The organism is Pseudomonas sp. AC247 (assembly GCF_979258015.1).
This window is the reverse complement of sequence record NZ_OZ409829.1, coordinates 4,647,712-4,661,957: the sequence shown is the minus strand read 5'-3', so window position 1 is coordinate 4,661,957 and position 14,246 is coordinate 4,647,712. Positions and strand designations below refer to the sequence as shown.

Below are 14,246 nucleotides of genomic sequence, written 5' to 3'. Positions count from 1 at the left end.
CAGTTGTGGGCTGGGGTTTGGGATATTTTGTGGTTATCCAGCGCCCGATTCACGGCCAGTTCGGCGCGCGGGTTTGAGGTAGAGGTAGAGGTCGAGGGCGCGTTCGGCGGCGCCGTGGAATTTTTGAGTAGTGACGAGCATGCGCGGGGAGGGGTAGTAGTTCGGCTTATAACTGGAGAGCTGTTCGATTGCATACTTTAATTGCGAATTGGTCTCTGAAGCTGTCAGTTCTGACAGGTGTGCAGGAGATTTAATTTTGGCATTTTTAATTCGTATTTTGCGATAGCTGATTTTTGATGAAGAGGCTTCTTATGAAAAACGAATTTATTTTATTTTCAAAACAACAAAAGGCCGTTAGCGGTACAGCTAATGTACTGGTTGATAGCCTTGCACCATTCAATGGAGTGGTTGAAAACTTCATAACAGATGGTAGGCGTGTGCAGGTCAATGCGAGTCAGCAATTTGACACCAGGCGATCTGGAAAGCTGCAATTTTCATGTGACGCTAATATCCGTAATGGGGTGCATGAATATAATAAGGATTCGGGACTATCAATTATGTATCTTCTGATCGAAAGTTCAGGGGGGTGGACAAAAATCAGAGTCTATTCAGGTGTTTATGGTAGTGGCGCTGTGGAGGTGGCTTTCGACAAAGATAAAGGTACGTTGGCGGTTGGTTTTAACTTGGAGTTTAGTAATTCTCCATCGTTGAAGGCTATTGGCGCATTCAGGGATGTTTCAGGTCTTGAGCATGTGGAAAATGAAAAGTCTCTATTTGTATGACGTTTTTTTAATTAATCGCTGTCCAGTGGGATTCGTGCTGCTTCTATGGATTTGCAGTGCGAGGCTGGCTGTGTCACTTGCACATTATCCAGGGCGAGGTTAAGCGCCAGTTAGACGGTGGCGGCCTTTGGGCCGACCATGTTCTTGGGGTTTGGGTGTATATCCGTTTTTTTTGTGATGGCGGATTGAGGTTTCGCCCTTACGGCGAGTCACCTTTTCCAAACGCCGAAAAGGTAACCGAAAAGGCTTTGCTCCTGCGTTCGGCCCGCTCGCTGGGGCTCGGGGTTCCTTCGCTGCGGGATTGATCCGGGCGCAGCGCCTCCGGTTTGCTTCGCTGCACCTCCTCTCGCTGTGTTTGGCTGCGCCAAACGGTCGCTGCGCTCCCACCCCCGGATCAATCCCTCCACTCAGCCTTCCGACGTCGCTCGTGGATCAAGATCAAAAGCAGGCGAGCTGACACTCGGCCTATTGAGTGGTCAAGAGCTTGGTGTGCTTGGCTTTGGATTTGTGGTGTTCTTGCCCCTCACCCCAGCCCTCTCCCGAGGGAGAGGGGGCCGGTTTTTGGGCTTTTCAGAATGTGAGTTCGGCTCGGTATTGCACGTCGGCGTGTCTATCCCAAACACCTCGGTCAGTCCCCTCTCCCTCCGGGAGAGGGTTGGGGTGAGGGGCTATTGATTCAGGCTTTGAAGCTCAAGTTCGGCTCGGTATTTCAAGTCGGCGTCATTCGTCCAAACACCTCGGTCAGTCCCCTCTCCCTCCGGGAGAGGGTTAGGGTGAGGGGCTTTTCAGTTGTGTGTTGGGGTTTGGGCTATTTCGTGGTTATCCAGCGCCCGGTTCACGGCCAGTTCGGCGAGCATGATGATTTGCTGGATCGCCAGAATCGTTCTTCGCTGCGGGAGTTCGATGTAGGCGGCGATGTCGCTGGTCATGAGGCTGGCTTGGGCCAGGGATTCGCAGGCGTGGACCAGCAGGCTTTCGTTGTCCTGATTGGGGGCGACCTGGAACATGGTGCTGGGTTTGTGGAAGCGCAGGGTGAGTGCGTTGGGTTTCAGGTAGTGGTCGAGGGCGCGTTCGGCGGCTTCGTGGAATCTTTTTGAGCCGGGGAATTCGTAGGGGGTGGTGTCGTCGAGCTCGGGGGGATTCGGTGTTGGTTTGATCATGGTGAAGCTCCATTCGGGAAGTGGAGTTCGCCAAGCACTGCGACCAAGCAATAGGGTGGCGAACCGTACGCGGGTTGGTCGACCAGGGAATGGAAACCCGGCAGAGCCGAAGCTCTCCCACGCACGGCTCGCCATTAAGCAAGCTTGAAAAGTGCGCCATTCTAAACCCGAGCGACCAAGCCCGGTCGCTGATTCGTCAGCGACACCCAAATCCTATCCACCTCACTTCCGACGGACAACCGACGCGACCTGTCGGAAACATCCGCGAAATCCTCAATCTGTAGGAGCTGCCGTAGGCTGCGATCTTTTGATTTTTAAACGGCAAGATCAATAGATCGCAGCCTGCGGCAGCTCCTACAGGGGCGTGGGGTGTTTAAACGTCAGTTGGCGACTCGGGCGCCGGCGAGGGTGCCGCTGAGTTCGTAGGCGGCCAGTTCGGCTTGGTGCGCGGCGAGGATTTCTGGCAACGACCCGCGCAGGTATTCGACCCACGTTTTGATCTTCGCATCCAGATATTGCCGCGACGGGTAGATCGCATACAGGTTCAATTCCTGCGAGCGGTAGTTCGGCATCACCCGCACCAGCGTGCCGTTGCGCAAGCCTTCAATCGCCGCATACACCGGCAGCACACCCAGGCCCATGCCGCTGATGATCGCGGTTTTCATCGCGTCGGCGGAGTTCACCAGAAACGGTGAGCTGTTGATGGTGACCACTTCCTGGCCTTCCGGGCCGTCGAACGCCCATTTTTCCAAAGGGATCACCGGGCTCACCAGACGCAGGCAGGCGTGATTGAGCAGGTCGCTGGGTTTTTGCGCGGCACCGTTGGCTTTCACGTAGGCCGGGGAGGCGCAGACGATGCTGTAGGTGATGCCCAGTCGCTGCGAAACAAAACCGGAATCGGGCAGTTCGCTGGCGAGCACGATCGATACGTCGTAGCCCTCATCGAGCAAGTCCGGCACGCGGTTGGCCAGGGTCAGGTCGAAGGTCACGTCCGGGTGGGTTTTGCGGTAGCGGGCGATCGCGTCGATGACGAAGTGCTGGCCGATGCCGGTCATGGTGTGCACTTTCAACTGCCCGGCCGGGCGCGCGTGGGCGTCGCTGGCTTCGGCTTCGGCCTCTTCGACGTAGGCGAGGATCTGTTCGCAGCGCAGCAGGTAGCGCTTGCCCGCTTCGGTCAGGGCGATGCGTCGGGTGGTGCGGTTGAGCAAGCGGGTTTGCAGGTGGGCTTCCAGGTTGGAGACCGCGCGCGAGACGTTGGCGGTGGTGGTGTCGAGTTGCACGGCGGCGGCGGTGAAGCTGCCGGCTTCGGCGACGCAACTGAAGGCGCGCATGTTTTGCAAAGTGTCCATGGGGTGCTCTCAAGGGAGATGGCAAATTGTGACACGAAGTTTCAGGGGCGAGACCCCCGACCAAGGGATTATCTCGTTAACCGTAACAAAGATTCACAGAAATCCCAGCTTATCGCCATTGAGGGCGCCCCCTAGAATTGCGCCGATCCCTGTAGGAGCTGCCGCAGGCTGCGATCTTTTGATTTTGTTTTAAGGGAATCAAGATCAAAAGATCGCAGCCTTCGGCAGCTCCTACATGTCCCCTCTTCTCAGGAATTCGCAGCTGTGCCGCGTCGCATCAACAGAGCGCTTTTGCCGCTCAGTGTTCTGGCTTTTACCCTGGGTCTCAGCGGCTGCATCTCAACTGACGGAATTGCCCCGCAGGGCAAGGCGTTGGAGGCCAATTCACTGGCCACCGACGACGCCATCGCCCACGCTGCCCGTGACGCCAACTGGCCCACCGCGCAATGGTGGCAAGCCTACGGCGACCCGCAACTCAATCGCTGGATCGACCTCGCCGTGCAAGGCAGCCCGAGCATGGCCATGGCCGCTGCGCGAGTGCGCCAGGCGAAAACCATGGCCGGTGTCGCCGAGGCGGCCGAGTCGTTGCAGATCAATGGCGAGTCGACGCTCAAACGCCACAACTGGCCGACCGATCAGTTCTACGGCCCCGGCGATCTGGCCAACACCACGACCTGGGATAACAACGCCGCGCTGGGTTTCAACTATGCCCTCGACCTCTGGGGCCGCGAAAGCAACAGCAGCGAGCGCGCGGTGGATCTGGCGCACATGAGCGCGGCCGAAGCGCGACTGGCGCAGCTGGAATTGCAGAACAACATCGTCCGCGCCTACATCGAACTGTCGCTGCATTACGCCCAGCGCGACATCGTCGCGGCGACGCTCAAGCAGCAGCAACAGATTCTCGATCTGGCGCAGAAGCGTTTGAACGGCGGGATCGGCACGCATTTCGAAGTCAGTCAGGCCGAAACACCGTTGCCGGAAACCCATCGGCAAATTGATGCGCTGGATGAAGAGATCGCCCTCAGTCGTAATCAACTTGCCGCGCTGGCGGGTAAAGGGCCGGGGGAGGGCGCGCAGTTGCAGCGTCCGACCTTGTCCCTAGGCGCCGCACTGAAATTGCCGTCGGCATTGCCCGCCGAATTGCTCGGTCAGCGGCCGGATGTGGTCGCCAGTCGCTGGCAAGTGGCGGCGCAGGCGCGCGGGATCGAGGTGGCGCATGCCGGGTTTTATCCCAACGTCGATTTGGTCGGCAGCCTCGGTTACATGGCCACGGGTGGCGGCGCGCTGGAGTTTTTGACCGGCAAGAAACTCAACTACAACGTCGGCCCGGCGATCTCGCTGCCGATCTTTGACGGTGGGCGTTTGCGTGCCGAACTCGGTGAAGCGTCGGCCGGTTACGACATCGCCGTGGCGCATTACAACCAGACGTTGGTGAATGCGTTGAAGAACATTTCCGACCAGTTGATCCGCCGCGAATCGATGGACAAGCAGCAAGGCTTTGCCGCCGAGTCGGTGGCGACCGCGCAGAAGACTTACGACATCGCGATGATTGCTTATCAGCGTGGGCTTACCGATTACCTCAACGTGCTCAATGCGCAGACGTTGCTGTTCAAGCAGCAGCAAGTGCAGCAGCAGGTGCAGGCGGCGCGTCTGAGTGCGCATGCCGAATTGGTGACTGCGTTGGGTGGTGGTCTTGGCGCCGGCAACGACGTACCGACGGCCGAGAAAACTCAGGCCCCGAAAACCCCGGCACTGCTGCGGTGACCCCAAAATATCTGCTGGAAATTTCCTCCTTTGGAGTTGACCCCAAACCCTGTGGCGAGGGGATTTATCCCCGTTCGGCGGCGCAGCCGCCGCAAAGCCAGTGCACGCGGTGTGACTGTGGGAATCGGGTCGTAGGTTTTGGGGCCGCTTCGCAGCCCAACGGGGATAAATCCCCTCGCCACAGGGGTTGTGTACGCCGTAGCAAATTCTTCAATTCTCGATCATTGAGCAGAATTTAATGACTCCCTTGCCCGCACCGTTGCGCTGGCTCTACTCCCTGGAATGGCGCCGTGGATTTTTCGACTGGGCGCGCAGCGATGGCGTGACCTGGGTCTACATCTTCAAGGTGTTGCTCGCCGCATTCCTGACGCTGTGGCTGGCCATGCGCCTGGAACTGCCGCAACCGCGCACCGCAATGATCACCGTGTTCATCGTCATGCAGCCGCAGAGCGGCCAGGTGTTTGCCAAGAGTTTCTATCGCTTCCTCGGCACTCTCGCGGGGTCGGCAATGATGGTCACGCTGATCGCCTTGTTCGCGCAAAACACTGAACTGTTTCTCGGCTCATTGGCGATCTGGGTCGGTATCTGCTCGGCCGGCGCCGCGCGTTGCCGTAACTTCCGCGCCTACGGTTTTGTCCTTGCCGGTTACACCGCCGCGATGGTCGGTTTGCCCGCGCTGGCCCACCCGGACGGCGCATTCATGGCCGCCGTATGGCGAGTGCTGGAAATCTCGCTGGGCATCCTTTGCGCGACCGTGATCAGCGCCGCGATCCTGCCGCAAACCGCCAGCGCCGCCATGCGCAACGCCTTGTATCAGCGCTTCGGCGTGTTCGCATTGTTTGTCACCGATGGCCTGCGCGGGCGTAGCAAAGCCGAGTCTTTCGAAGCGAGCAACGTGCGCTTTATCGCCGAAGCGGTGGGTCTCGAAGGCTTGCGCAGCGTGACGGTATTCGAAGACCCGCACATGCGTCGGCGCAACGGTCGCCTGAGCCGTTTGAACAGCGAATTCATGGGCATCACCACACGCTTCAACGCCTTGCATCAATTGCTCGAACGCCTGCGCGTCAATGGCGAAGAACACGTGGTCGCGGCGATCAGACCGGGCCTGCAGGATCTCGCCGAAGTGCTCGACGGCTTCAGCGGCCGCGCCCTCACCAGTCCCGATGCCGCTCGTTTGGCAACTGCGCTGGCGACCTACAAAGAAGGGTTGCCGGTACGTGTGCGAACCCTGCGCGGGGTCTTTCAGGACACAGATCCGAGCGAAGCCGAACAACTGGATTTCCACACCGCGTACGAGCTGCTTTATCGCTTCGTCGACGACCTGCACAGTTATGCACAGACCCACGCTTCCTTGGCCGATCACCGCCACGAACGCGAGCGCTGGGACGAGCCGTTCACCCCGCAAACCAACTGGTGGGCGGCAGCGGCTTCGGGCATTCGCGCCTCGTTCATTCTGGTGGTGCTCGGCAGCTACTGGGTCGCCACCGCGTGGCCAAGCGGCGCGACGATGACCCTGATCGCCGCCGCCACCGTGGGCCTTTCAGCTGCCACACCTAACCCGAAACGCATGGCGTTCCAGATGGCCTGCGGCACCTTCCTCGGTGCCCTGATCGGCTTCGTCGAGATGTTTTTCATCTTCCCGTGGATCGACGGTTTTCCATTGCTGTGCGTGATGCTCGCGCCAGTGATCGTGCTCGGCTCGTTCCTCACGTCGCGCCCGCAATACGCCGGTGTCGGCCTTGGTTTGCTGATCTTCTTCAGCACCGGTTCGGTGCCGGACAACCTGACGATCTACAACCCCTACACCTTCATCAACGACTACATCGCCATGGTCATGGGCATGCTGGTCTGTGCCGCTGCCGGGGCGATTATTCTGCCGCCGAACAGTCGCTGGCTGTGGAAACGTCTGGAGCAGGATCTGCGCGGACAAGTGGTTTACGCAATCAGCGGCAAACTCAAAGGTCTGGCCTCGAGCTTCGAGAGTCGTACCCGCGATTTGCTGCATCAGGCCTACGGTCTCGCCGCTGGTGAGCCGAAGGTGCAAAAGAATCTGCTGCGCTGGATGTTCGTGGTGCTCGAAGTCGGCCACGCGATCATCGAGTTACGCAAGGAACAGGCGATTTTGCCGGTGCACCCGGCCTATGCCGAATCGCAGCCGTGGCGGCAGGCGATCCGCGTGATGGGCCGCGCGCTGGTGCGACTGTTTCTGCAACCGAACACCAGCAATCTTGAACGCGCACTGGTCGCGGTCGACCATGCAATCAGCCGTGTCGCAGCCACCGATGAGCCGTTCGCGCCGCATTTCGACACCTCCGCGTTACGCCGGGTGAAGAGCTATCTGCACTTCATCCGCACCTCGCTGCTCGACCCGCAATCACCGCTCGCTGCCTACGCCATCGCCAAGCCCGAAGGACTTGCCCATGCCTCGTGAAATCGCCTTCCACGGCGTGTACATGCCGACCATGACCCTGATGTTTTTCATCGCTGCGGCATTGGCCTGGGCGGTGGATCGGTTCCTGTCCGGGTTCGACCTGTACCGTTTTTTCTGGCACCCGGCGCTGCTGCGTCTGAGTCTGTTTACCTGTCTGTTCGGCGCCATGGCGCTGACTGTCTACCGTTGAGAACGTCCCGATGAAAAAGTTTTTCAGCCTGCTCGCGACCCTGCTGGTGCTGGCCCTGGCGCTGTGGATCGGCCGCACGTTGTGGGAGCACTACATGAACACGCCGTGGACCCGCGACGGCCGCGTGCGTGCCGACATCATCAACGTCGCCGCCGACGTCACCGGCGAAGTGATCGACGTGCCGGTGCGTGACAACCAACTGGTGAAGAAGGGCGATTTGCTCATGCAGATCGACCCCGAGCATTACCGCATCGCGGTCAAACAAGCACAATCGCTGGTCGCTTCGCGCAAGTCGACGTGGGAGATGCGCAAGGTCAACGCCCACCGCCGCGCCGACCTCGACAACCTGGTGATCTCCAAGGAAAACCGCGACGACGCCAGCAACATCGCTGACGCTGCACTCGCCGATTACCAACACGCGCAGGCGCAACTGGAAGCTGCCGAACTCAACCTCAAACGCACCGAAGTGCGCGCGGCGGTCGACGGTTACGTGACCAACCTCAACGTGCATCGCGGTGACTACGCGCGCATCGGCGAAGCGAAAATGGCCGTGGTCGACATGAACTCGTTCTGGGTTTACGGCTTCTTCGAAGAGACCAAACTGCCCCACGTGAAAGTCGGCGACAAGGCCGATATGCAGTTGATGAGCGGCGAAGTACTCAAGGGTCACGTGGAAAGTATTTCACGCGGCATCTACGACCGCGACAACCCGGAAAGCCGTGAGTTGATCGCCGATGTGAACCCGACGTTCAACTGGGTACGCCTGGCCCAGCGCGTGCCAGTGCGGATTCATATTGATGAAGTGCCGGAGGGCGTGCTCTTGGCGGCGGGGATCACGTGTACGGTGGTGGTAAGTCAGGGAGTGGAGTAATCCTCTGAGTTCCCCCACCTTTAATAGGCGGGGGGGCAACGGTGCGACGGGTTCAGATGAGGAAACATTTCATGACGCCGATGCCCTCAGGATTAACCCCGGTGATGTTGGCGCTGACAATGATTCGCCCGTCCTGACGGGAGACCAGTTGAACCGGCGCGCTTTTTATTGTGAAGTCCGCAGGGGTGTAGCCGGTGCTGTTGAAGGTGGTGTCCAGGCTCCCGTCCACATTGAAGCGGGCAAGCAATGGCCACCAAAAAGCAGCAGCAACCACAATTTTGTTATCGGGTTGTACCAGTGCACAGCTCCAATGATTTTCACGCTCGGCATCGAACTGGGTCAGCAGCGGTTTGCCCTGGTTGAACATGAGATGGGGGCTGCCATTGGGCGTCAGCGCAACCAGCAGGCCCAACTGGTGAGGAGCACCTCGGGTAAAGGCTTCGCCCGCAGCGATCAAGCTATGGTCGGCTCTTTCGATTACGGTATTGAACACTGAGCCATGATCGGGCAGATCCACGAAGTGAAAACCTGACGAATCGGCAAAATCCCTGTCAACCTCACCGTTGTGCTTTAGCCGTACCAGCGTCGCGACGTTGTGCGCAGGCTGGGCACGGACATGGCCAGCAATGACCACATTGCCACCCTGAGAAAGGCAGCCATTGATGGCCGTCGCGGCATGGGGATCAGGTATTTTCAGTTCCCAGCGACCATTGCCATTGAACCCCGTGTCAGGTTCTCCATTTGATAGAAGACGAAAAACCACGCCCGTTGTCAGCTGCAACTCATTGTGGCGCAGTAAGTAGTTGGCGGTGACCAACAGCTTGCCATCTGGCTGAATCTGCAAGGTACAGGAGTTTGTCAGCAGTTCCTCGTACACGGGCGTTGCGATGACAACGCTGCCGTTGTTGCCAAAGGAGGGGTTGGGTTGACCGTGCTTATCGACGCACGTAATCGCCAGATCAGCCCAGCCTGAAGGGCCTTCCGTCCAGCCCTGCATGTAGATAAGTCCAGGTTCGCTTTGCTGCACCACCAACTTGCCGCCGGAACACGCCGCCCCGGAATTGAAGCTTCCCAATAAAATGCCATTGTTGGCGAACGTCCGATCGAGAGTGCCGTCGCTGTCGGTGCGTCCAATGACATATTTGTACTGTTCTTCGTGATGCACGTAGGCACTGAAGATCGTCTTGCCTTGTAGATCACTACTGAGTCCCATGAACAGGGCTAGCACTTGGAATGCTGGATCGTCATCCAGTAATTTACTCAGGTAGGCAATGCTGTCTTCGTCGCCGAATGCTGGATCTGGCGTGCCGGGTGACCGGTTCGCCTTGGGATGTGAAAGCGTCATCAGTTGTCCGCCGTTGTCGATTGATGTGGTGTTTTGAACGTGGGGTACAAGGCATTCACGACACCATTCATTCGATACTGCGCAGGAAACTGTGGGTGCTTGTTCTGAAAGACTACGGCTGATGTTTTCGATACGTCTACTGTCAGAAGTAACAGGTAGCGACCGACGGCTTCAGCCCTGGCAGAGCGTCTCCTGCAAGTGTCGCCAGATCACTCGCCCGGATGGGTGTTTTTCAAAAACCACCGTCGAGCGCCGATCTGTATACGACCCGCTTGCATCGGTTTGCTGCTCTCGGTAACTCACCGTCGCCCCGCGTTCGTGCAGCGCAATCGCGCGCAGTTCACTGAGCTCAATCCTGAACCCGGGTTTCTTACCTCCAGCCATCCGAAACAGAGCGCTCAACGCCTCGAAATTCAGCATCCGGCCCAGCGGCGAAATCATGGAGAACTCAGGCGAAAACCGCGCTAGCAGTCGCTCCAGTTCAGCGTCGTCTCCCTCCACGGCAAACCATCGTTCGATGGCCTCATGTGCCTGAATCACTTCTTCAAAGTATTCGCTGTAGTCGGTCATATGGATTTTTCCTTCAGGGGATTAGGCGCCAGCAGGGCGAGCACGGTGGTTGAGTCGAAGCGCAGCACGCTGACCATCGGCAGCAACGTGAGCAGCGCGGCGGCCAGGAAGCAGTAGCGAAAACCCTCACCACCCAAAGCCCCCAACAAGGAGCTGAGCAACGCCGCGCCGAGGCAAAAACCAAGCTGACGATTGATATTCCACAGCGCACTGGAGTGGCCCATTTTTTCTGGCACGATGCCGACGAATGCCAAGGTCTGCGCAGTGACGCTGCACAGGCTGCCGCCCAGGCCCATCAGGGCGTAGGCGATGATCAGCGGCGTGCTGGCGGGTTGTTCGATGCGCATCAGCAAGACGATACCGAGGCATTGCAAAAGCATGCCGGCACTCAGCAACGGCTTGGGGCCGAGGCGGTTGAAGACGCGTTTGCCGAGCATGATCGCCACGCCCGAACCCACTGCCCATGGCAGCATCAACGCCCCGATTTGCGCCGCACCTAAGCCAAGGTTGTGCAGGTACAACACGGCGATCATGTGGGTGCCGGTGAAGACACCGGGCACGCACAGGTAGATCAGCATCGCCAGGCGCAAAGACGGATTCTTGATCAGTTGCAGATCGAGAATGGCGTTGGGTTTACGCCAGCCGTCACGCAGATAAATGCACAGGGTCAGGACGCTGAGCACGAAGACAAAGAGACCGAGGATGCGGGTGTCTGTTTCGCTCAGCATGCTGACGGCGATCAACAACAAACTCAGCGCAGTCGTCGCCAATAGCAAGCCGCGCGCATCCAGCGTCGGGCGTTCACTCGAAGGCTGATCGGCTTTCAGCCAGAACAGACCCAGGCCAAACGCGAGCAGCGTCACCGGTAAATTCAGGTAGAAAATCCACCGCCACGACAACGCCTGGACGATCAATCCACCCGCCGCTGGCGATAATGCAGGCACCATCAGCGCCACCAGCAACACCACACCGGTGAAATGCGCGCGCTGCGTCGGCGGAAACTCTCGATAGGCCAGCGCTTGACCCACTGGCAGCAACAGCCCACCCCCAATCCCTTGCAACAGCCGCCAGCCGATCAGGCTCTCGATCGATCCCGCCTGCGCCACCAGCGCCGAGCCAATCGCGAATAACAGCAGCGAGGCAAGAATCAGCCGTCGTTCACCAACCCGCGCCGCCAGCCACACGCTCAGGGGAATGATCAGCGTCAGGCCCAGCATGTAGGCGTTGGTGATCCACGCCAGTTCGGTCACCGAGGCGTGCAGTTGTTGGGCGATGTCGGGGTAGGCAATGCTGGCGACAAACATGTTCAGCAAGTCGAGGGCGAACCCCAACAAATACACCAGCGCGACTTTTGAGCGATAAGCCATGGCAGCTTCCCTGTGATGAGGCGTGCAGGGTAGGGCGCTTCAGGCCATAGGAAAACGCTGGTTTGCCTGCTAGTTTGTCAAAATTATTTTGACAAGGAGTGCCGTGAACATGGTCAGTCTCGACCGTTTCGACACATTCAAAGCGGTGGTTGAGGCCGGTTCGTTGACCGCTGCCGCCGACACTTTGGGCCAGACGCGGGCGGTGGTGAGCTTCAACCTCAAGCGGCTGGAGGAAGAATTGGGCGTTACCTTGCTCACCCGTAATACCCGGCAACTGGCGCTGACCGACGCCGGCGAGCGTTTTTATCGACGCTGTCTGCGTACGTTGGACGAAGCACGATTGGCGATCGAGGAAGCCCGTTCGGAGCATTCACAGCTCAAGGGTACGTTGCGCATCACCACCACGGTGGAGTTTGCATTGGCCCAGGTGGTGCCGGCGCTGGAGGTGTTTCGTCAGCAGCAACCGCAGTTGAATATTCACCTGTCGACGTCCTCGACCCATGCCGATCTGATCTCCGAACGGTTCGACATGGCGATTCGTCTGGGGCGCATGCACGACTCCAATTTGCGTGCGGTGCAGTTGTCGACATTCGAGGTATTCGCGGTGGCCGCGCCGAGTCTGGTTGAGCGTTTTGCACCGGTTGCCACGCTGGCCGTATTGGAATCAATGCCGACATTGGGCCATGGGCGGGTGCCGGAAATGACCGTGGCCGATCCCTTTGGCACCGAGCATTTTTACCAGCCAAAACCGGGCACCACGGCCATCGTCGCGGACAACTCGGCGACGTTGCGGGCGTTTGCGTTAACCGGGCAAGGCGTGGCGATTTTGCCGCAATGGTTGATTCAGGATGATCTGGACGCCGGACGCTTGCAGCGCTTGTTGGCGGATTACCGGTTTGCTCAGCAAGGGGTGTATGCGTTGTATCCGGACACACGGCATTTGCCGCTGAAGGTGCGCGCGTTCATTGATTTCATGAAGGGCTGGGGGTGAAGGTTTGTGGTGAGGGGCTGGCCTCTTCGCGGGCAAGCCTTGCTCCTACAGGGTTCGGTGTTATTCGAGGTATCAGGGAATAACGCAAAACCTGTAGGAGCAAGGCTTGCCCGCGAAGGCAGCACATGGCCTGTGGGGCCACGCACGCTTTACTTGTAGTACTTGTTCACGACCACCAGCGCTTGCTCGATGGTTTCATTGACCGATAACTCGTCATCTTCCATGAGGGCGACGATGCGCTTGTCATTGGCGATATTGGCGTCCGGTTTTTTCAGCTGAGCGGCGCGATTCACCACGATGTAACTCAGTACATGGCCACGGCTTTTGGTGAACGGCAGGTCAATGGCTTTGTACATGGACTGTTTCACGTAGTCATAACGCTCAGTCGACGACAAGCCTTTGAAGGTGTCCGGGTAGTCTTTATAGATCTCGGCGGAGTAGCGGCCGACGTCTTCTTCACGGGCTTCGGCAAACATGGCTTTCTTGCTCGTAACCTGAGTGCCTAGCTCGTTGAACAGCTTGTCGCCCTCGGCGATTTGCGCAGCGCTCATCTTGGCTTTCAGCGCATCGGTCGCGGTGGTGTCATCAGCCTTGGCGAGGATTTTCGTCCAGGCATAAGCGGCGGCCAGGTTGCCTTGGGCTTCGTACTGGCTGATCAGTTCCTTTTGCGCTTCAGGGTAGCCGTGCAGCGATGAACGCTCCAGCCAACGGCTGGCCAGTGCAGGATCCGCCTTCACGCCATCGCCGCCGTATTGGTAGACCTGGTACAGACCGTATTCAGCGCACCAGTCGTTCTGTGTTGCCGAGTAGGCCATGTAGTTGAAGGCGTCGGTGCTGCGTTGCTCCGCGGATTTGCTTTCGTCCTGGCCGGCAATGATCGACAGATAGCAGAAAGCGCGAGGGTGTTTCGGCGCGGCCAGTTCCAGGCAGCTTTTGGCCGAATCCCATTCCTGATCTTCGTACAGTTGAAAACCAAGACCAAAGAGGATGTCGCTGTCCATTTGTGCATTGCAGTGTTCATTGCTGGTTGGCGTCGGCAGCACACTTTGCAAGGTCAGCTTGGGCAGCGTGTCGTTGAGCGATGACTGTTTCGGCGAGGACTGGTCGGACGTAGCGCTGCAACCTGCCAGCAAAGCAACCAATGCCAGTGGCAGCACGTTGAAAACTTTCAATGGATATTCCCTGATCTGCGATTGAGTAAAAGTCGCATGGAACGGGCAAGGGAGGGCAGGAGGGTCAAGCAATCCGTGCTTCAGTGTTACGCCAGCGATTCCATGCTGCATGAGCCGGGCACAAACGCCGCGAAGGTCTCAAGTGCGCGCATTTTACTGAATGCGCCTGGCTGCACAACCGTCATGGCGCGGATCGGGTTGTTGGCACAGGGCAGGATCGTTATATTGCCGGCCCTTTCCAGCCTGCAAGGAGC

12 protein-coding genes are annotated in these 14,246 nt (G+C 58.5%); 6 read left to right on the top strand and 6 right to left on the bottom strand.

Annotated elements, in window-relative coordinates; genetic code table 11:
* Positions 1-311 precede the first annotated feature (311 nt).
* Positions 312-782 carry a hypothetical protein gene (locus tag ACZZ0B_RS21250; protein WP_463546167.1) on the top strand — a complete coding sequence of 157 codons (471 nt, stop codon included), beginning with the start codon at positions 312-314 and terminating at the stop codon, positions 780-782.
* A 785-nt stretch (positions 783-1,567) separates the two neighbouring features.
* Here the strand turns inward: ACZZ0B_RS21250 and ACZZ0B_RS21245 are convergent.
* Complete coding sequence (locus ACZZ0B_RS21245) at positions 1,568-1,942, bottom strand: DUF6124 family protein (RefSeq protein WP_158829045.1); 375 nt, start codon at positions 1,940-1,942, stop codon at positions 1,568-1,570.
* A gap of 380 nt (positions 1,943-2,322) precedes the next feature.
* Positions 2,323-3,291, bottom strand: a complete 969-nt coding sequence (locus ACZZ0B_RS21240) for a LysR family transcriptional regulator (RefSeq protein ID WP_008088899.1) — start codon at positions 3,289-3,291, stop codon at positions 2,323-2,325.
* A 264-nt stretch (positions 3,292-3,555) separates the two neighbouring features.
* Here ACZZ0B_RS21240 and ACZZ0B_RS21235 point away from each other — a divergent pair, with 264 nt between their 5' ends.
* The 4 genes from ACZZ0B_RS21235 to ACZZ0B_RS21220 all read left to right on the top strand — a co-directional run bounded on the left by ACZZ0B_RS21235 (position 3,556) and on the right by ACZZ0B_RS21220 (position 8,547).
* Positions 3,556-5,055, top strand: coding sequence for an efflux transporter outer membrane subunit (locus ACZZ0B_RS21235; RefSeq protein ID WP_463546166.1), 1,500 nt, complete (start codon positions 3,556-3,558; stop codon positions 5,053-5,055).
* Between the two features lie 238 nt (positions 5,056-5,293).
* Entirely contained in the window at positions 5,294-7,486 is a 2,193-nt protein-coding gene (locus ACZZ0B_RS21230; protein WP_400647931.1) for an FUSC family protein, read from the top strand.
* Positions 7,476-7,676 carry a DUF1656 domain-containing protein gene (locus tag ACZZ0B_RS21225; protein WP_007914106.1) on the top strand — a complete coding sequence of 67 codons (201 nt, stop codon included), beginning with the start codon at positions 7,476-7,478 and terminating at the stop codon, positions 7,674-7,676. The genes ACZZ0B_RS21230 and ACZZ0B_RS21225 overlap by 11 nt, the downstream gene beginning before the upstream one ends.
* A 10-nt stretch (positions 7,677-7,686) precedes the next feature.
* Positions 7,687-8,547 (top strand): efflux RND transporter periplasmic adaptor subunit, encoded by an 861-nt coding sequence (locus tag ACZZ0B_RS21220; protein WP_008085252.1) that lies wholly within the window; start codon positions 7,687-7,689, stop codon positions 8,545-8,547.
* Positions 8,548-8,599: 52 nt separating this feature from the next.
* On the opposite strand, the gene ACZZ0B_RS21215 is transcribed toward ACZZ0B_RS21220, so the two are convergent.
* The 3 genes from ACZZ0B_RS21215 to ACZZ0B_RS21205 form a co-directional block, all read right to left on the bottom strand.
* Positions 8,600-9,892: a hypothetical protein gene (locus tag ACZZ0B_RS21215; RefSeq protein ID WP_440093325.1), complete on the bottom strand. Its 1,293-nt coding sequence runs from the start codon at positions 9,890-9,892 to the stop codon at positions 8,600-8,602.
* 171 nt (positions 9,893-10,063) lie between these two features.
* On the bottom strand, positions 10,064-10,462 hold the full coding sequence (locus ACZZ0B_RS21210) for a DUF4440 domain-containing protein (RefSeq protein ID WP_008085247.1): 399 nt from the start codon (positions 10,460-10,462) through the stop codon (positions 10,064-10,066).
* Positions 10,459-11,829, bottom strand: a complete 1,371-nt coding sequence (locus ACZZ0B_RS21205; protein WP_463546165.1) for an MFS transporter — start codon at positions 11,827-11,829, stop codon at positions 10,459-10,461. Before ACZZ0B_RS21205 ends, ACZZ0B_RS21210 begins: the two co-directional genes overlap by 4 nt.
* Before the next feature lie 109 nt (positions 11,830-11,938).
* Between ACZZ0B_RS21205 and ACZZ0B_RS21200 the strand changes: the two genes are divergently transcribed.
* Complete coding sequence (locus ACZZ0B_RS21200; protein WP_008085243.1) at positions 11,939-12,820, top strand: LysR family transcriptional regulator; 882 nt, start codon at positions 11,939-11,941, stop codon at positions 12,818-12,820.
* 149 nt (positions 12,821-12,969) lie between these two features.
* Here the strand turns inward: ACZZ0B_RS21200 and ACZZ0B_RS21195 are convergent, their stop codons facing one another.
* On the bottom strand, positions 12,970-13,992 hold the full coding sequence (locus ACZZ0B_RS21195) for an SEL1-like repeat protein (RefSeq protein ID WP_463546164.1): 1,023 nt from the start codon (positions 13,990-13,992) through the stop codon (positions 12,970-12,972).
* Positions 13,993-14,246: the final 254 nt, after the last annotated feature.